Raw genomic sequence first — 17,976 nt, 5'->3', positions numbered from 1 at the left:
GGTCGAGTCGCGCGCGGATCGCCACGCTCCCGGCGAACACGGGCGGGCAGGTCCTCACGAAGGCACCTCCCAGTCGAATCGCGCGCGGATCGCCGCACCGTGCGCGGGCAGGTCCTCGGCGTCGGCCAGCACGCACACGTGGGCGGCGGCGGCGGCGAGAGCCTCGCGGGTGTAGTCGACGACGTGGATGCCGCGCAGGAACGTCTGCACTGACAGCCCCGAGGAGTGGCAGGCGCAGCCGCCGGTCGGCAGCACGTGGTTGGAGCCGGCCAAGTAGTCGCCCAGGGAGACCGGCGCGTACGTGCCGACGAAGATCGCTCCGGCGTTGCGGACCCGGGCGGCCAGCTCGTGCGCCCCGGCGGTGTGGATCTCCAGGTGCTCGGCGGCGTAGGCGTCCACCACGCGCAGCCCGGCCTCCATGTCGTCCACCAGCAGGATGCCGGACTGGCGCCCGGACAGGGCCTCGGCGATGCGCTCACTGTGCTTGGTCGCGGCGACCTGGCGGGGCAGCTCCCGCTCGACGGCGTCGGCCAGCTCCTCGGAGTCGGTGACGAGCACCGCGGCGGCGATCGTGTCGTGCTCGGCCTGGCTGATCAGGTCGGCGGCGACGTGCACCGGGTCGGCCGTGGCGTCGGCGAGGATCGCGATCTCGGTGGGACCGGCCTCGGAGTCGATGCCGATGCGGCCCTTGAGCAGGCGCTTGGCCGCGGCCACCCAGATGTTGCCGGGTCCGGTGACCATGGTGACCGGCGGGCACTCCTCGGTGCCGTAGGCGAACATCGCCACCGCCTGGGCGCCGCCGACCGCGTAGACCTCGTCCACCCCGAGGAGCGCGCACGCGGCCAGGATGGCCGGGTGCGGCAGCCCGCCGAACTCGCGCTGCGCGGGCGAGGTGACCGCGAGCGAGGGCACGCCGGCCTCCTGGGCGGGCACGACGTTCATGACCACGCTGGAGGGGTAGACCGCCCGGCCGCCGGGGACGTACAGCCCCACGCGCTCGACCGGGACCCACCGCTCGGTGACGGTGCCGCCGGGCACGACCCGGGTGGTGACGTCGGTGCGCCGCTGGTCGCGGTGGACGAGGCGGGCACGGCGGATCGACTCCTCCAGGGCCGCCCTGACCCTGGGATCGAGCTCCGCCAGGGCCCTGCCGATCGCGTCGGCGGGCACGCGGGTCGACTCCAGCTCGACCCCGTCGAACCTGGCCGTCAGCTCCCGCACCGCGGCGACCCCACGATGATGCACGTCCTCGCAGATGGGCCGGACCTTCTCCAGGGCGGCTTCGACGTCGAGGTCGGCACGGGGCAGCACGTCGCGGAGGTCCTCGGGGAGGGCCCCTCGCAGGTCGGTACGGGAAATCACCTGACCAGTCTACGGAGGTCAGGCAAGCGGTAACGTCCTGTCCACTATGCGGACAATGCCTTTACTATGTAGATTTTAAGCAACCGCTACGATTCCCCCGTGAGCAAGAGCAAGAGCAAGGGAGGCCAGGGGACACCCGCGACGGTGGCACTGACCCAGGCCAAGGTGGAGTTCACCCTCCACCCCTACGAGCACGACGCCAACGCCCAGGCCTACGGTGAGGAGGCCGCCGACGCGCTCGGCGTGCCGTACGAGCGGATCTTCAAGACCCTCGTGGCCGAGGTCGAGAGCGGCCTGGCCGTCGCGGTCGTGCCGGTCGCCGGGAAGCTGGACCTCAAGGCGTTCGCCGCGGCGCTGAAGAGCAAGCGGGCGGCGATGGCCGACGCGGCCAAGGTGGAGCGGGTCACCGGCTACGTGGTGGGCGGCATCAGCCCGCTGGGGCAGCGCAAGCGCCTGCCCACCGTGATCGACGCCTCGGCGCTGGACTTCGAGACGATCTACTTCTCCGCCGGGCGGCGGGGCCTGCAGATCGAGACCGCGCCGGCGGAGCTGGTACGGCTCACCCAGGCGGTCACCGCCCCGATCGGCAAGGCGGGCTGAGGCCCCCGGCTCCGGGTGCGCCGGGACGGCCCCGGCCCCGAGCAAGGCAGGCCGGTTCGCCGCGGCAATCCTGTCGAAGGTTGACGACGCGCCCGCCCCCGACCGTCGGCAAGACTCGGTTCAGGCCGTATCCGCAGGCAGCCGCCGGTGCGGGCCGTACCTGATCGGGGGACAGATGCACTACCTGACCGCCACCGAGATGCTCGAACTGCTGCGCACGCGGCAGGTCAGCGCGGTCGAGCTGCTCCGGGCGCACCTGCGCCGGATCGAGGAGGTCAACCCGGCGGTCAACGCGATCGTCACCCTGGTGGCCGAGCGCGCCCTCGCCGAGGCCGCGGAGGCCGACCGCGACCTGGCGCGGGGCCGGTGGCGGGGGCCGCTGCACGGGCTGCCGGTCGCCTGCAAGGACCTCGCCGACACCGCGGGAGTCCGCACCACGTACGGCTCGCCGCTCTTCGCCGACCACGTGCCCACCGCCGACGCGCCGATCGTACGGCGGATGCGCGAGGCCGGGGCGATCATGGTCGGCAAGACCAACACCCCGGAGTTCGGCACCGGCTCGCACACCGTGAACGAGATCTTCGGCGTCACCCGCAACCCCTACGACCTGTCCCGGTCCGCCGGGGGCAGCAGCGGCGGGGCCGCCACCGCGCTGGCGACCGGGATGGTGCCCCTGGCCGACGGCTCCGACATGGGCGGCTCGCTGCGCAACCCGGCCTCCTTCTGCAACGTGGCCGGGCTGCGGCCGACCCCGGGCCGGGTGCCCTCGCCGTCGCCCACGGCGGCCTGGTTCACGCTCGGCGTCCCGGGGCCGATGGCCCGGAACGCGCGGGACCTGGCGCTGCTGATGAGTGTGATCTCCGGCTTCGACGCCGCCTCCCCGCTCTCGATCGCCGAGAGCGGCGCCGTCTTCGCCGAACCGCTGGATCTCGACCCGGCCGGGCTGCGCATCGCGTGGAGCCCCGACCTGGGTGGGCTGCCCGTCGACGCCGAGACGGCGAAGGTCACCGCGGAGGCCCCCGCGGTGCTCGCCGGGCTGGGCGCGCGGGTCGAACGGGTCGAGCTGGACCTGTCGGACGCCGAGGACGCCTTCCGGATCTACCGGGCGTGGTACTACGCGCTGTCCTACGGGGACCTGCCGCAGGAGCGGCTGGGGGCGAACGTGCGCTGGAACGTCGAGCGGGGCCGCGAGGTGACCGGCGCCGACCTGGCCCGCGCCGAGCGGCTGCGCAGCGGCCTGTACCGGCGGATGCACGAGTTCTTCGGCACCTACGACTTCCTCATCGCCCCGGTCAGCCAGGTGCCGCCGTTCCCGGTGGAGCAGCCGTACGTCTCGGAGATCAACGGGCAGGCGCTGCCGGACTACCTGGCGTGGATGCGCTCGGCCTACTGGGTCAGCGTGCTGCACGCCCCCGCCGCCTCGGTGCCCTGCGGGTTCACCGCGGACGGGCTGCCGGTGGGCCTGCAGATCATCGGCCCCCCCTTCGCCGACATGCGGGTCCTGCGGCTGGCCCACGCCTTCGAGCGGGCCACCGGGCACGGCTCCCGCAGGCCCCCGGACCTGCCCTGACCGCCCCGGGCACGGAACCGGGCGCCTACCGGTCGCTGATGTCGTACGACGACAGCGGCCCGTAGGGGTCGTCACCGCCGAACGGCCGGCGCAGCGGCGAGTCGCGGTAGCCGGCGATGCCCTCCAGGGCGAAGAAGACGCCGACGGCCAGCGTCGGCCACGCGTACAGCACGCCCTGGGCGGTCACCTCGAGCGGGCCGGGGATCAGCGACGCCGACTGCCCGGCGGCGGTGACGCTCACCGCGCCGAGGTTGACCGCCTGGCCCACCAGCCGGGCGAGATGCGCGCCGAGCAGGCCGCCGGTCGCCAGGCCCAGCACCGTCGGGAGCGGGCGGCCCCGGCGCGACACGCTGTAGCCGACGGCCCCGCAGGCCAGCCCGAGGGCGCCGGTGATGATCGCGAACCAGCCGTCGGCCGCGATCAGCGCCTGCGTGGAGGGGTCGGCCAGCACCGGGCCCTTCTCGGTCATCACGTACGGCGGGCGCGGCGCGGCGAGGGACCACAGGATCCCGGCGACGGCTCCGGTGAGGACCAAGACCAGCACGGTGATCGCTAAGTCACGCGCGTTGCGCAATATGGTCCCCTCACCCTCTGTGCTGATGTGCCCGATGTTACCCATCGGGCCGCCGGGCGCCACCCGAGGTTTCGCCCGAATCCCGTTACTCTTGCGGGGTGAACGAAGAGGTATGGCTGATCGAGCCCTCCGGGCCGCTCCGCGGCGACGTCGAGGTCCGCGGTTCCAAGAACGGCGTCTCCAAGCATATGGTCGCCGCGATGCTCGGCACCGGAGAGAGCACGATCCACAACGCCCCCGACGTCGGCGAGGTCGGGATCACCGCGCAGATGCTGCGGGCGCTGGGCATCGACGTGGAGATCACCTCCGGGGAGATCGTCGTCTCCCCCGGCGAGCAGATCAACCCGCACGTCCCGGCGGCGTTCACCGGTCTCAACCGGATCCCGATCCTGATGCTGGGCCCGCTGCTCCACCTGGCGGGCGAGGCGTTCGTGCCGCTGGTCGGCGGCGACCCGATCGGCCGGCGGCCCGTCGACTTCCACGTCGAGGCGCTGCGGGCGATGGGCGCCGAGGTCGAGGTGAGCGACACCGGTGTCTACGCCAAGGCCAAGCGCCTGCGCGGCACCCGGATCGAGCTGCCCTACCCCAGCGTCGGCGCCACCGAGACCGTCCTGATGTCGGCCGTGCTCGCCGAGGGGAAGACCGTGCTCAAGGGCGCGGCGATGGAACCGGAGGTGGTGGAGCTCGCCCTGTTCCTGCAGCGCATGGGCGGGCGCATCGAGCTCAGCCCGGACCGCCGCATCGTGATCGAGGGCGTGGAGCGCCTGCACGGCGCGTCCACCCGGCTGGCCGGCGACCGGATCGAGGCGTTCTCCTACCTGGCGGCCGGCCTGATCACCGGGGGACAGGTGCGGGTGCACGGCTGCCCGCAGGACCGGCTGGTCACCGCGATCACCACCCTGGCCAGGATGGGCGCCGAGGTCGACATCACCGACGAGTACCTGTCGGCGTCCGCGCCGCACGGCCTGCGGGCCGCCGCGGTGCAGACCGACACGCACCCGGGGTTCATGACCGACTGGCAGACGCCCCTGATGGTGCTGTTCACCCAGGCTCAGGGCATGTCGGTGCTGCACGAGACGGTCTTCGAGAACCGCCTGGTCTACGTGCCGGCGCTGCAGAAGATGGGCTGCGAGATCGAGGTCTTCGACGTGTGCCTCGGCGGTCCGGCCTGCCGCTACCACGACACCAACGCCAAGCACTCGGCGGTCGTGCGCGGCGTGTCCAAGCTGAGCGGGGCCGACGTGACGCTGCCCGACATCCGGGCCGGGTTCTCCGCGGTGCTGGCCGCGGCCGCCGCGGAAGGCACCTCCACGCTGCGCGGGGTGCACCACATCGAGCGGGGCTACCACCGGCCGTTCGAGCAGTTCGCCTCCCTCGGCCTGAAGATCAGTAGAGAAAAGGTGCAGGACGAGTAAGGATTGGCAATCGGGTGTTTGTGACTGATCATCCGGTTGCACCTTACTATGCGTGACATCGCGACCACAGGCGAGACGCAGCCCCGCCGCGTGCCTGCGCGGCCTGGCGGCCTGCGGCGTGCTCGGCGGGCTGCTGGCGGCCGCGGCCGCCCTGCCCGCCGTGGGCACCGGGGGGATCGTCGTCGGCAACGTCGCGAGCACCTTCACCGACCTGCCGCCGAGCCCGCGGGAGAACCCGCTCCCCCAGCGCACCGTGCTCCTGGACAAGAACGGCAGGAAGTTCGCCCAGTTCTACTCGCAGAACCGGACGATCGTGACGCTGGACCGGGTCGCCCCGATCATGCGCTCCGCGATCGTGGCGATCGAGGACTCCCGCTTCTACGAGCACGCGGGCCTGGACGTCAAGGGCACGCTGCGGGCCCTGGTGACCAACGCCAGGGCCGGCGCGGTCCGGCAGGGCGGCTCCTCGCTCACCCAGCAGCTCGTCAAGAACATCCTGGTGGAGAACGCCGAGAGCGACGCCGAGCGGGCCCAGGCCCGCGCGCCGAGCCTCAAGCGGAAGATCACCGAGCTGCGGTACGCGCTGGCCCTGGAGGAGAAGTACACCAAGGACGAGATCCTGGAGCGGTACCTCAACATCGCCTACTTCGGGGCCGGGGCGTTCGGGGTGGAGGCCGCCGCCCAGCGGTTCTTCTCGGTCCCGGCCGCCCGGCTCACCCTGACGCAGGCGGCGACGCTCGCCGGCGCGGTCCGCACCCCGTACGCCACGGACCCGTCGCTGGACAGGCAGCGCCGCCAGCGCCTGCGCGAGCGCCGGGACATCGTCCTGGAGCGGATGGCCCAGCTGTCGCTCGTCACCCGGGCCGAGGCCGACGCCGCCCGGCGGAGCCCGCTGAGCCTGAACATGCGGCCGGAGCCGGGCGGCTGCGGCGGCAGCCGCTACCCGTACTTCTGCGTCTACGTGCACCGGGAGCTGCTGACCAACCCGGCCTTCGGGCACAGCCGGGCGGAGCGGGAGCGCCGCCTGGCCAGGGGCGGCATCGTGCTGCGCACCACCCTCGATCCGGAGATCCAGCGGGCCGCCGAGCACGCCATCGCGGCGCGGGTGGACGCCGAGGACACCGAGGTCGCCGCCGAGGCCATGATCGAGCCGGGCACCGGGCGCATCCGGGCGATGGCCGCCAGCAAGGAGTACGGCCGTAACGAGGGCGACTCCGGGACCGGCCCCAGGACCGCCTACAACCTGGTGGCCGACACCGCGCACGGTGGCGGCCAGGGTTTCCAGGCGGGGTCGACGTTCAAGGTGTTCACCCTGGCGACGGCGCTCAGCCGGGGCTGGCGGTTCGACCAGGGGTTCATGACGCCCGGCCGGTTCGTGCCCCGGCACGGCTTCACCGACTGCAGCGGACGCCGGGTCGACGACCCCGGCACCGAGATCTTCAACGCGAGCGGTGAGGGCAAGGGCGGCCCGCAGAGCCTGTCCACCGGCACCTGGAAGTCGGTGAACATCTTCTACATGATGCTGGAGCAGCACGTGGGTCTGTGCCCGGTCGTCAGGACCGCCAGGGCCCTCGGCATCGTCCGCGCCGACGGCGCCCCGCTGCGCGAGGTCCCGACCTTCACCCTCGGCGTGAACGAGATGGATCCGGTGACCGTGGCGGCGGCGTTCGCCGCGTTCGGGGCGCGGGGACGCTACTGCCGGCCGGTGGCCATCGTCGAGATCGTCGAGCGGGACGGCAGGGTCGTCCCCGTCCCGCCCAGCTGTTCGCAGGCCATCGAGCGCGACGTGGCCGACGCGGTCAACCACCTGCTGTCGGGGGTGTTCACCAAGGGCACCATGGCCGGCCAGGGCCTCGGCCGCCCCGCGGCGGGCAAGACCGGCACCAACAACGGCTACACCTCGGCCTGGTTCGCCGGTTACACCCCCGACCTGGCCGCCGCGGTCAGCGTGGGCGACATCCGCGGCTCCTACCGTTACCCGCTGCGCGACGTGGTCATCGGCGGCTCCTACTACGGCGCGGTCCAGGGCGCGTCCCTGCCCGGCCCCATCTGGGTGGCGTCGATGTCCGCCGCCCTGCGGGACACGCCCCCGACCCCGTTCCGCCGCCCCGACATGTTCCGCTTCGGTGGCGGTTACACCCCCGGCATGGCCGAGGCTCTCGCCGCGGAGAAACGCGACGCCGAGGAGCGCAGGTTCCGCAAGAAGCTCAGACGCTGGGGCTCGTTCTGGCGCTTCCGCCACCGCCACGACCGCTTCCACCACCACGACCGCTCCCGCCACCGCCACGACCGCTTCCGCTGACCGGCCGCCGCCCCGGCGCCGGGGAGGCGGCCCGGCCCGCGGGGTCCGTGCCGGGCGGCGCCCCCGCGGCTACTTCCCGACCGGCACCCGCTGGGTCGGCAGGGGGACCAGGGCCGGGACGCCCCTCGCCGCCGCGCCGGCCGGGCCGCACAGCGCCTGCACCAGGTGCCCGGCCATCGCGAGGTCGATGGCGTGCGTGCGGAGGTTGCCCTGCTCGTCGAGCTCCTGGTACTTCATGAGGTTGAACCCGAGGGAGATCTGGCGCCCGCCGTCGGCGCTGGACAGGGAGACCGTGCCCATGCCGAACACGCCTCCGTCGTGCCCCCAGACCCGGCCGCAGGGCAGGTCCTGGGCGTAGAGGCCCAGGCCGTAGTTCATCACGACGTTCCCCTGCGGATCGGTGACCGGCACCGTCGTCATCATCTGGTCGAGCTGGGCGGGGGCCAGGAGCCTGCCGCCCAGCAGGGCGCGGTAGAACCGGTTGAGGTCGTCCATGGTCGAGACGACGGCCCCCGCCGTCCCCGCCCACGACATGTCGTAGACGCTGTAGTCACGCGGCGGGTCGATGTACCCGTACATCGCCTCGTACGCCTTGGAGTGCGGGCCCGGGACGAACGGCGTGCGCGGGAAGGAGGTGTCGCGCAGCCCGGCCTTGCGGATCACGTGCCGGGTGATGTACGGCTCGGCCGCCTCACCGGTCACCTTCTCCAGGAGCAGGCCGGCGATCACGTAGTTGGTGTTGGAGTACGACCACGCCTGGCCCGGCTCGCCCGTGCGCGGCGCCCGCAGGCCGAGGTCCACCAGCTCCCACGGGCGGAACGTGCGGAACCGGTTGGCGTCGAGGCTGGCCGGGGAGCCCTGCACGAGCGAGGGGAAGGCGCCCGCGATGTAGTCGCCGATGCCGCTGGTGTGGTTGAGCAGCATCCGCACCGTCACCTTCTCGCCCAGGTCCGCGGGGAGGAGTCCGGGCAGGTGGCGGGCGACGGGCGCGTCGAGCTCGACGCGGCCCCGCTCGACCTGCTGGAGGATCGCCACGGCCGTGAAGGTCTTGGTGATGCTGCCCACCCGGTGGAGCATCCGCGGGTGGACGGGGCGCCGGGTCCGCACGTCGGCGACCCCCGCCGCCCCGGCCCAACGGGCCTCGCCGTCCCGGGCGGCGGAGTAGGCGCCGTACATGCCGGCGTCGCGGATCCCGTCGAGGCCGCTCCGGAGCGCCCCGCGGTCGAGCCCGGCCGCGGCGGCCGGCCCGGGATCGGGTTCGGCCGCGCCCGCCGCGGCGGGCGCGGACGCCCCCGCCACGAGCAGCGCGCGCAGCCCGAACCCGACGATCACCCGTCCGGTGTGGGAGAACCTTGCGAGATCCATCGCCCGTCAGCTCCTCAGGTCGGAAACACGACATGATGATCGTCGCAAGCCGGGGGCGGTCTGCCCTCCTCTTCCGGGAGGATCGGCGTGTGGTCCGCCGGAACGGCTTCCGCCTCGGACCCGGGTGACGGCCGTCATCCGTCCGGCCTGACGGCCGTCACCGCACGGCCACCGGGGAGGAGGCCCCGCGCACCAGGAGCACGGGGGTTCCCGAGCCGTCGGCGGGCACCGACCAGACGTTCCCCTCCCTGGCGTAGGCCACCGTGCGCTCGTCGAGCCAGACCGCCTGGTCGTCGACGCTCTCCGTCTCGGCCAGCGGCGTCTCCCGCATGGTGGCGAGGTCGAGCAGGTGGAGCCGCCACGGCCGGTCGGCGTCGCCGGAGACACGTTTCTTGAAGACCAGGCGGGTGCCGTCGGGGGACAGCGAGGGACATTCGGCGTTCTCCCGGATCGTCCGGGCCCGCCACGCGCCGTAGTCACCCTCGACGAGGTAGGTCTTCCCCTTCGTCGACACGGTCGCGTAGAACCGGTTGTCGTCGGGGGCGAAGGTGACGCCCCAGTAGTTCACGTCGACCGCGTGGTGACGGCGGCCGCCCAGGGTCAGCGGGATGTCCTCCATGTTGGTCACGAGGTAGCCGGTCCGCGTGTCGAGGATGCCGGTCCAGGTGGAGAAACCGCCCGCGTTGTAGGAGTCGCCGGTGACGAACACCGTCCAGGACGCCATCCGGCCGCTGCCCGACACCCTGGCCCGGTTGGGGATGCCGGCCAGGTCGATCCGGCGGGTCTCCCGCATCGAGCGGTCGTAGATCACGGCGTCCGTCATGGCCACCGGTCCCGGCCTTGCGGCCAGGCAGATCGAGGTGCCGGCCGCCGTGGAGAACCGGTTGCAGGTCAGGCCGCTCACCGTGGGCTCGGCCGAGGTGTCCGTCAGCGGCACCCCGGCGATCCGTCCGGCCTCGGTGCGGAACACCAACCGCCCGGGGCGGACGGCGCCGGCGTCCTTCCCCGCCCGGGCCGGGGTGTCCTTCCCGGCCCGGGCGGGGGCGCGCATCCCGGCCCAGGCGGTGTAGCCGGCGGCCGTGCCGCCGAGCACCGTGACGGCCAGGATCAGCACCGCCAGGCGCCGGGCGGGGGTCACGGCTCGCTCCTCTCTCCGGGTCCGGGGGATACCGGCCCCGGTGCGCCGGCGGGGGCGGCGCCGGGGCCTGCAGGGAGATCACCGGGGGCGGCACCCGGTCGCAGCGCGCCCGCCCGTACGGCGGACCAGGCGGCGAGCACGCACGCGGTGAGCCCCACGGCCATGACGACGAGCCCCTGGGCGCCGCCCCACACCGTCCAGACCGCGCCGAACAGGATCGAGGAGAGCATGCGGGCGGTCGCCTGCCCGGTCTGGAGCAGGGCCAGGCCGCTGGTCCGCAGGTGCTCGGGGAGCATCGGCCCGGCCACCGCCATGAGCACCCCGTCGGCGGCGGCGTAGAACGCCCCGTGCAGGGCGAGCACGACGGGCAGCCAGCCGGGGCCGAGCAGCACGAGGTAGGCGGCGACCAGCGCGAGGTGCCCGGCCAGGAAAACCTGGATCCGGCCCAGCCGGTCGGCGAGCCGCCCCACGGGCACGGCGAGCAGCAGGTAGACGGCGGCCGTCCCGAGAGGCAGCAGCGGGAAGTACGCCGGGTCGATCCGGCCGCCCTTCTGCAGCAGCAGGTAGACGAACGCGTCGCTGACCGTGACCAGCCCGAAGGCCGCCGCCGCCACGCAGAGCCGCCGGAACGGCGCGTCACGCAGCAGCCCGGACACCGCCCGCACCGACGCCGGGGGCCCGGGGGGCAGCGGGTCGCGGCGATCGCGGACGTACATGACCAGCAGCAGCACACCGAGCAGTGCGACGCAGAAGCTGACCACGAACACCGCGTCGTACGCTCCCCCGGTGCCCGCGAGCACGGCGAAGGCGACCAGCGGGCCGAGCAGCGCGCCGCAGGTGTCCATCGCGCGGTGCACGCCGAAAGCGTGGCCGAGCCGGTCCGGCGGCGTGCTCAGCGAGATCAGCGCGTCGCGCGGGGCGGTGCGCAGTCCCTTGCCCGCCCGGTCGGCGGCGACCACCCCGCCCAGCGCGGCGGGTGACCCGCCGGCCGCGAGGAGGCCCAGCTTGCACAGGGCCGACAGCCCGTACCCGGCTCCGGCGACCAGCTTGCGCCGCTGCCACCGGTCGGCGAGCTGCCCGCCGGCGAGGCGGACCAGCGCGGTCATCCCGAAGGAGAGCCCGTCGAGCGCGCCGAACTGCAGCATGCTGAGCCCGAGGGAGAGCGTCACGTAGAGCGGGAGCACGGCCGTGACCATCTCCGAGGAGACGTCGGTGACCAGGCTGACCGCCCCGAGCGCCAGCACGTTCCCCGGAACCGTCCAGGAGAGCCGCGACCGCGGACGAACGCCGTCCGCGGTCCGGTTTGCCGCGATGTACATCTAGTGGCAGGTGTAGGTCGGGCTGGTGTCCTTGACGGCGCCGTCCGTCCCGATCAGCTGCCAGGAGTACGAGGTGGGCGCGAAGTCCAGCTTGAGCACGCCGAAGGTGCCGCTGATCCGCTTCTGGCTGTTGGGCTGGACGTTCTCGATGTCGTAGGGGGTCATGCCGCCCATGCCGCCGATGACCTCGACGATCCCGCCGGGGTCGGCCTGTCCCTCGGCGTTCTGCGGCGCGAACCGCTCGTAGTGGTGGTCGTGGCCGTTGAGCACCAGGTCGGTTCCGGCGGCGCGGAGGATCTTCCAGACGGGCTTGCTCACCGGGTCGTTGCCGTGCCCGCCGGAGCTGAACAGCGGGTGGTGGAAGTAGGCGGCGATGCAGCCCTTGGTGGTCGCGGCCAGGTCGGCCTTGAGCCAGTCGATCTGGGCCGAGTCGTCGAAGTAGTTGGAGTCGAGCGCGATGAAGTGCCAGTTGCCGCGGTCGTAGCTGTAGTAGGTCCTGCCCTGCGGGGTGGCGATGGAGCCGAAGTAGCCCTTGTAGCCGGCGTAGGTGCCGGCCGGGTCGTAGGTCTCGTGGTTGCCGGGGACGGGGCGGGTCTTGTTCTTGAACCTCCCCCACGTCTTGTCGTAGTAGTTCCGGTAGTCCGACAGCCGGGCGTCGTCGTACTGGTTGTCACCCATGGTGATGACGAACTCGGGGTTGATGGCCTCGACCCGCGCGGCGGTCTTGGGGTGGGCGCATGAGCTGGAGCTCGCGGTGCACTGGTCGGCGATGTCACCGGCCGCCACCACCGTGAAGCGGTCGCCCGGGGGCACGGTGGGGGTGACGGTGGGTGTCGGGCCGGGCCCGCCGCCCTGACCCCCGTAGACCTGGAACTCCCACAGGGAGTAGCCGTACTCCGTGCCCCGGGCGGTGCCGTACATGCGGACGTAGCGCCCGGAGCCCGACAGGCCCGTCAGGTCGTCCTCGCCGCCGTCGCCGCTGTCCGTGGAGTGGACGGTCGTCCAGGTGGACGCGTCGTCGGACACCTGGATCTGGTAGGCCCTGCCGTACGCGGCCTCCCAGAACAGCTTGACGCGGGAGATCTGCCGGACCGAGCCGAGGTCGACGCGGATCCACTGCGGGTCGCTGCCCTCCTGGGAGGCCCAGCGGGTCGAGGTGAGGTCGCCGTCGACCGCCTTGCCCGAGCTGTAGGACTGGGCTTCCTTGGACGAGGAGGAGGCGGGCCTGCCCTGGGAGAGCAGGGTCTCGGCAGCCTCGGCGCGGCCGGTGGCGACGAGGAAGCCGGCGACGAGGACGGTGATCACGGCGAGGACGGGGAGGAGGCGTAAGAGGGCTGGCTGAGGCATCGTCGAACGCACGCGCTGTCTCCTGGGGGTGAGGGACGGAGATCACGGCGCCGTCCGGCGCCGTGCGAGGGTGCGGCCGGGACAGCACATCTCTCACTGAGCGCGTCACGCCCCACGGGGCGCCGCGCCAAGCCGCTCACCGGCATGGTGACAAGCGGCTCGACGCGTCGTCAATACAGGTTAGGAAAGTTTCCTAACCTGTTAGCGTCCGTTACGCCCCCAGACAGGCCGGGCCCAGCAGCTGCTTCAGGTCGCCCATCAGCGCCGGGGACGGGGAGACGCGCAGGCGGTCGTCCAGGCGGACGATGGTGGTCTTGGGACCGTTGTGGACCTGCAGGTGCACCTCGGTGGTGCCGGGGTGGGCGGTCAGCACCTCCTTGAGGCGGCCGACCACCGGCGGGGTGCAGCGGGTCAGGGCGAGGCTGACCGAGAGCGGGCCACCGGCCTCGCGGGTCAGGTCGGGGGCCGTGACCTCCATGGCGATGATCTTCCCGACGTCCTCGCGCTTGTCCAGGCGGCCCTTGACGAAGACGATGGCGTCCTCGGCCAGGATGGTCGCGCAGAGCTGGTACGTCGAGGGGAAGATCATCACCTCGATGGAGCCCTCCAGGTCCTCCAACTGGGTGAGAACCCAGGTGTCGCCCTTCTTGGTGACCTTGCGCTGCAGGCCGCTCAGGATGCCGCCGACGGTGATGATCTGGCCGTCGGGACGGCTGTCGTCCTGGAGCGCGGCGACCGAGCAGTCGGCCCCGGAGGCGAGGATGTGCTCCACGCCGAAGAGCGGATGGTCGGAGACGTAGAGGCCGAGCATCTCCCGCTCGAAGGCCAGCAGGGTGGTCTTGTCCCACTCCCCCGGCGGGATCTGCACGTCGAAGGTCTGGTCCTCACTGCCCTCGACCGCGCCGAACAGGGAGTCCTGGCCGATCGCCTCGTTCTTCTTGATGTCGATGACCGCGTCGACGGCCTGCTCGTGCACCATCACCAGGCCCTTGCGGACATGGCCGAACGAGTCGAACGCGCCGGCCTTGATCAGGGACTCGATGACGCGCTTGTTGCAGACGATCGCCGGGACCTTGCGCAGGAAGTCCTTGAAGTCGGCGAAGCGGCCCTTCTCCTTCCGGGCCGCGATGATCCCGTCGACCACGTTGCCGCCGACGTTGCGGATCGCCGACAGGCCGAAGCGGATGTCGGTGCCGCGCGGGGTGAAGTCGAAGTCCGAGTCGTTGACGTCCGGCGGGAGGACCTTGATGCCCATGCGGCGGCACTCGTTCAGGTAGAGCGCGGACTTGTCCTTGTCGTCCTTGACCGAGGTGAGCAGGGCGGCCATGTACTCGGCCGGGTAGTTGGCCTTGAGGTAGGCGGTCCAGTAGGAGACCAGGCCGTACCCGGCGGTGTGGGCCTTGTTGAAGGCGTAGTCGGAGAAGGGCAGCAGGATGTCCCAGAGGGCCTTGATCGCGGCGGCCGAGTAGCCGTTCTTCTTCATGCCCCCTTCGAAGAACTCGTACTGCTTGTCCAGCTCCGACTTCTTCTTCTTGCCCATCGCGCGGCGGAGCAGGTCGGCGCCGCCCAGGGAGTAGCCCGCGACCTTCTGCGCGATGGCCATGACCTGCTCCTGGTAGACGATCAGGCCGTAGGTCGTGTCGAGGATCTCCTTGAGCGGCTCCTCCAGCTCGGGGTGGATCGGGGTGATCTCCTGCTGGCCGTTCTTGCGCATCGCGTAGTTGGTGTGCGAGTTGGCGCCCATCGGGCCCGGCCGGTAGAGCGCGAGCGCCGCGGAGATGTCCTCGAAGTTGTCGGGGCGCATCAGGCGCAGCAGCGAGCGCATGCCGCCGCCGTCCAGCTGGAAGATGCCGAGCGTGTCGCCGCGGGCCAGCAGCTCGTAGGTCTTGGTGTCGTCGAGCGGCAGGTCGAGCAGTTCGATGTCCCGGTCGGTGTTGGCCTTGATCGCCTTCAGGCAGTCGTCGATGATCGTGAGGTTGCGCAGGCCCAGGAAGTCCATCTTCAGCAGGCCCAGCGTCTCGCAGGTCGGGTAGTCGAACTGCGTGATGATCGCGCCATCGGAGTCGCGGCGCATGATCGGGATGTAGTCGGTCAGCACCTCCGACGACATGATGACGCCCGCGGCGTGCACGCCGGTCTGCCGGATCAGGCCCTCCAGGCCCCGGCCGAGGTCGATCGCCGCCTTGACGTCGACGTCCTCCTCGTACAGCTTGCGCAGCTCGCCGGCCTCGTTGTAGCGCGGGTGGTCCTTGTCGAAGATGCCCGAGAGCGGGATGTCCTTGCCCATCACCGCCGGCGGGAACGCCTTGGAGACCTTGTCGCCCAGCGCGTACGGGTAGCCCAGGACGCGGGCCGCGTCCTTGATGGCCGCCTTCGCCTTGATGGTGCCGAAGGTGGCGATCATCGCGACCTTGTCGGAGCCCCACTTCTCCGTGACGTAGCGGATCACGTCGCCGCGCCTGCGCTCGTCGAAGTCGATGTCGACGTCGGGCATGGAGACGCGCTCGGGGTTGAGGAAGCGCTCGAAGATCAGGCCGTGCGGGATCGGGTCGAGGTCGGTGATGCCCAGCGCGTACGCCACCAGCGAGCCCGCCGCGGAACCACGGCCGGGGCCCACGCGGATGCCGTTGCGCTTGGCCCACATGATGAAGTCGGCGACCACGAGGAAGTAGGACGGGAACCCCATCTGGATGATGACGCCGAGCTCCTTCTCGGCCCAGACCCGGTGCTCCTCGTCGAAGCCGTTGGGGAAGCGGCGCTTCATGCCCTCCCAGACCTGCTGCCGGAAGAACTCCTCCTCGGTCATGCCGTCGGGCACCGGGAAGGTCGGCATCAGGTTCTTGAAGGTGAACATGCCGGTCGGGTCGACCTTCTCGGCGACCAGCAGGGTGTTGCGGCAGCCCTCGGCCCACAGGTCCGACGAGTCGATCGCGCGCATCTCGTCGGCGGTCTTGATGTAGTAGCCGCTGCCGTCGAAGCGGAAGCGGTCGGGGTCGGACAGCTGCTTGCCGGTCTGGATGCACAGGAGGGCGTCGTGGGAGGTGGCGTCCGACTCGTAGGTGTAGTGGGAGTCGTTGGTGACCAGCGGCGGGATGCCCAGCTCCTTGGAGATGCGGGTCAGGCCGTCGCGGACCCGGCGCTCGATGTCGAGCCCGTGGTCCATGATCTCCAAGTAGTAGTTGTCCTTGCCGAAGATCTCCTGGAACTTCGCCGCGGCGGCGACCGCCTCGTCGTACTGCCCCAGGCGCAGGCGGGTCTGCACCTCGCCGGACGGGCAGCCGGTCGTGGCCATCAGGCCCTCGGAGTGCTCGGCGAGGATGTCGGCGTCCATCCGGGCCCACTTGCGGACGAAGCCCTCGGTGTAGGCGCGCGAGGAGAGCTTCATCAGGTTCTTCAGGCCGCGCTCGTTCCTGGCCCAGATGGTCATGTGGGTGTAGTAGCCACCCGCCGAGACGTCGTCCTTGCGCTGGTGCGGCTCACCCCACAGGACCGGCTTCTTCTGGTGGCGGGAGGCGGGGGCGACGTAGGCCTCGATGCCGATGATCGGCTTGATCCCCGCACCGGTCGCCTGCTTGTAGAAGTCGTAGGCGCCGTGCATGTTGCCGTGGTCGGTGATCGCGATGGCGGGCATGCCCAGGTCACCGACCTGCTTGAACATCTGCTTCAGACGGGCGGCTCCGTCGAGCATGGAGTACTCCGTGTGAACGTGCAGATGCACAAACGAGTCTGACATGTGGCCCCGTCCTCCCCTGGTCACGCCGTCGGCGAAGGAAGCGTACCTAAATACGAGTTTCAAAAGTGACTCATGCGCTTCGGGTCGACCGGCGCGCACGGGGCCCCGGGACGGCGTACCACACCCCGGTGTCAGGAGGGGACCTACCCATACCGGACAGGACGTATATCGAATACGGCACCCGGCCACCGGAGGCCGCCCGGTGACGCGGGGGGACGCGTTCAGTCGCGGGCGGCGGCCCGGCGTTCCTCGGCGAGGTGCAGGCCGGCCTCGATGACGGCGTTCATGATGGGGGCCAGGCGGGCCTCGCCGAGGGTGGGGGCGCGGCGGGCCATCTCGGCGACCAGGCGGCGTTCGCGGTCCATGTCGCGACCGGCGAAGCCGCCGACGGGCTTGAGGCGCTGGATGGTGCCGGCGAGCTCGGCGCGGCGCTCCAGGAGGACGGCGAGGGCGGCGTCGACGCGGTCGATGGCGCCGCGGGCGGCCGCGACGGAGCCGGGGGTCTCCCGGCGGGTGACGGCTCCGACGACCCTGACGGCCTCGTGGGCGGCGAGCGCCTCCTCCTCGGTGGACCCGGGGGCCAGCAGCAGCCCGTCCGCGCCCGCGGCGACCGCGGCCGCGGCCAGGGCGGGGTCGGCACCGAGGTCGGCCAGGACGGGGCGGCCCGACCGCTCGCGGGCGGCCCGCATCAGGGACAGGTCGAGGGTCGTGCCGCCCAGGTGTGTACGGCTGCCGCTCTCGCACAGCACGACCCGGTCGTTGCCCTCGGCCACGCAGTAGTCGGCGATGGCCAGCCACTCCTCCAGCGTCGCGGCGGGGGCGCGCCGCACGAGCACCGGGAGACCGAGCCCGGCCACGGCGCGCACCAACTGGAAGTCCTGCATCCAGGCGGCGCCGATCACCACGCCGTCGGCGGACGCGGCGATCTCCGGCAGGTCGGCCGCCGAGAAGGGCTCCACCAGGAGCGGTCCCGCCCACTGGGCGCGGACCTCGGCCAGCGCCTCGCCGGCGCGGACCCGCCCGTGGTGCTCGCGCAGGCTGAGCCAGCGGGCGTCCGCGCCCGGCCCGCCGATCACCACGGCCGGGCCGGCGCCCACCGTGAGCGTGCCCACGCGTACGGCCTCGCGCTCCAGATGTGCGGTCGACATGTCGGCTCCCATGGTCGGCCGGCGCGCGTCCCGCGAGCCGGCGGTTCGTCAGAAACAGAAAAGGCAGAGACTGGGTGTCTCCGCCTCGTGCCGGCTCCGGTTG

General features: G+C 72.0%; 12 protein-coding genes. 4 read left to right on the top strand and 8 right to left on the bottom strand.

All coding sequences use genetic code 11. The annotated features are described in order from the left end of the window. Window positions 1-54: 54 nt before the first annotated feature. Window positions 55-1,362 carry a histidinol dehydrogenase gene (hisD, locus tag ABD841_RS01890; RefSeq protein ID WP_344967128.1) on the bottom strand — a complete coding sequence of 436 codons (1,308 nt, stop codon included), beginning with the start codon at window positions 1,360-1,362 and terminating at the stop codon, window positions 55-57. A 99-nt stretch (window positions 1,363-1,461) separates the two neighbouring features. Between hisD and ybaK the strand changes: the two genes are divergently transcribed. Beyond that, entirely contained in the window at window positions 1,462-1,962 is a 501-nt protein-coding gene (gene ybaK, locus ABD841_RS01885) for a Cys-tRNA(Pro) deacylase (RefSeq protein WP_344967126.1), read from the top strand. A 175-nt stretch (window positions 1,963-2,137) separates the two neighbouring features. Further along, window positions 2,138-3,532: an amidase gene (locus ABD841_RS01880; protein WP_344967124.1), complete on the top strand. Its 1,395-nt coding sequence runs from the start codon at window positions 2,138-2,140 to the stop codon at window positions 3,530-3,532. Window positions 3,533-3,557: 25 nt separating this feature from the next. On the opposite strand, the gene ABD841_RS01875 is transcribed toward ABD841_RS01880, so the two are convergent. Continuing rightward, complete coding sequence (locus tag ABD841_RS01875; protein WP_344967122.1) at window positions 3,558-4,076, bottom strand: hypothetical protein; 519 nt, start codon at window positions 4,074-4,076, stop codon at window positions 3,558-3,560. A gap of 128 nt (window positions 4,077-4,204) precedes the next feature. On the opposite strand from ABD841_RS01875, the gene murA reads away from it, so the two are divergent. Both murA and ABD841_RS01865 read left to right on the top strand, forming a co-directional pair. Next, the gene (murA, locus tag ABD841_RS01870) at window positions 4,205-5,521 is read left to right on the top strand and encodes a UDP-N-acetylglucosamine 1-carboxyvinyltransferase (RefSeq protein WP_344967120.1); all 1,317 of its coding nucleotides are present in this window, start codon (window positions 4,205-4,207) and stop codon (window positions 5,519-5,521) included. A 52-nt stretch (window positions 5,522-5,573) separates the two neighbouring features. Continuing rightward, a complete protein-coding gene (locus tag ABD841_RS01865; protein ID WP_344967118.1) occupies window positions 5,574-7,823 on the top strand; it encodes a transglycosylase domain-containing protein in 2,250 nt (749 codons plus the stop codon). 69 nt (window positions 7,824-7,892) lie between these two features. Here ABD841_RS01865 and ABD841_RS01860 read toward each other — a convergent pair whose 3' ends face one another. The 6 genes from ABD841_RS01860 to ABD841_RS01835 form a co-directional block, all read right to left on the bottom strand. Continuing rightward, window positions 7,893-9,188: a serine hydrolase domain-containing protein gene (locus ABD841_RS01860; RefSeq protein WP_344967116.1), complete on the bottom strand. Its 1,296-nt coding sequence runs from the start codon at window positions 9,186-9,188 to the stop codon at window positions 7,893-7,895. 157 nt (window positions 9,189-9,345) lie between these two features. Beyond that, window positions 9,346-10,326, bottom strand: coding sequence for a TolB family protein (locus ABD841_RS01855; protein ID WP_344967114.1), 981 nt, complete (start codon window positions 10,324-10,326; stop codon window positions 9,346-9,348). Beyond that, window positions 10,323-11,645 carry an MFS transporter gene (locus ABD841_RS01850; protein WP_344967112.1) on the bottom strand — a complete coding sequence of 441 codons (1,323 nt, stop codon included), beginning with the start codon at window positions 11,643-11,645 and terminating at the stop codon, window positions 10,323-10,325. The genes ABD841_RS01855 and ABD841_RS01850 overlap by 4 nt, the downstream gene beginning before the upstream one ends. Further along, window positions 11,646-13,004 (bottom strand): galactose-binding domain-containing protein, encoded by a 1,359-nt coding sequence (locus ABD841_RS01845; RefSeq protein WP_344967110.1) that lies wholly within the window; start codon window positions 13,002-13,004, stop codon window positions 11,646-11,648. A 199-nt stretch (window positions 13,005-13,203) separates the two neighbouring features. Continuing rightward, entirely contained in the window at window positions 13,204-16,725 is a 3,522-nt protein-coding gene (gene dnaE, locus ABD841_RS01840; RefSeq protein WP_344967108.1) for a DNA polymerase III subunit alpha, read from the bottom strand. A gap of 221 nt (window positions 16,726-16,946) precedes the next feature. Then, on the bottom strand, window positions 16,947-17,873 hold the full coding sequence (locus ABD841_RS01835; RefSeq protein WP_344967106.1) for a chorismate mutase: 927 nt from the start codon (window positions 17,871-17,873) through the stop codon (window positions 16,947-16,949). Between the last annotated feature and the right edge of the window lie 103 nt (window positions 17,874-17,976).

The organism is Streptosporangium fragile (assembly GCF_039534445.1).
GTDB classification, from domain to species: domain Bacteria; phylum Actinomycetota; class Actinomycetes; order Streptosporangiales; family Streptosporangiaceae; genus Streptosporangium; species Streptosporangium fragile.
This window is presented reverse-complemented; position numbering and strand designations above follow the sequence as displayed.

Excerpts from the sequence above, each read along its gene's own strand:
- ABD841_RS01880 (WP_344967124.1), top strand. The coding sequence starts at position 2,138 with ATGCACTACCTGACCGCCACCGAGATGCTCGAACTGCTGCGCACGCGG.
- ABD841_RS01860 (WP_344967116.1), bottom strand. The coding sequence starts at position 9,188 with ATGGATCTCGCAAGGTTCTCCCACACCGGACGGGTGATCGTCGGGTTC.
- ABD841_RS01850 (WP_344967112.1), bottom strand. The coding sequence starts at position 11,645 with ATGTACATCGCGGCAAACCGGACCGCGGACGGCGTTCGTCCGCGGTCG.
- dnaE (WP_344967108.1), bottom strand. The coding sequence starts at position 16,725 with ATGTCAGACTCGTTTGTGCATCTGCACGTTCACACGGAGTACTCCATG.
- ABD841_RS01835 (WP_344967106.1), bottom strand. The coding sequence starts at position 17,873 with ATGTCGACCGCACATCTGGAGCGCGAGGCCGTACGCGTGGGCACGCTC.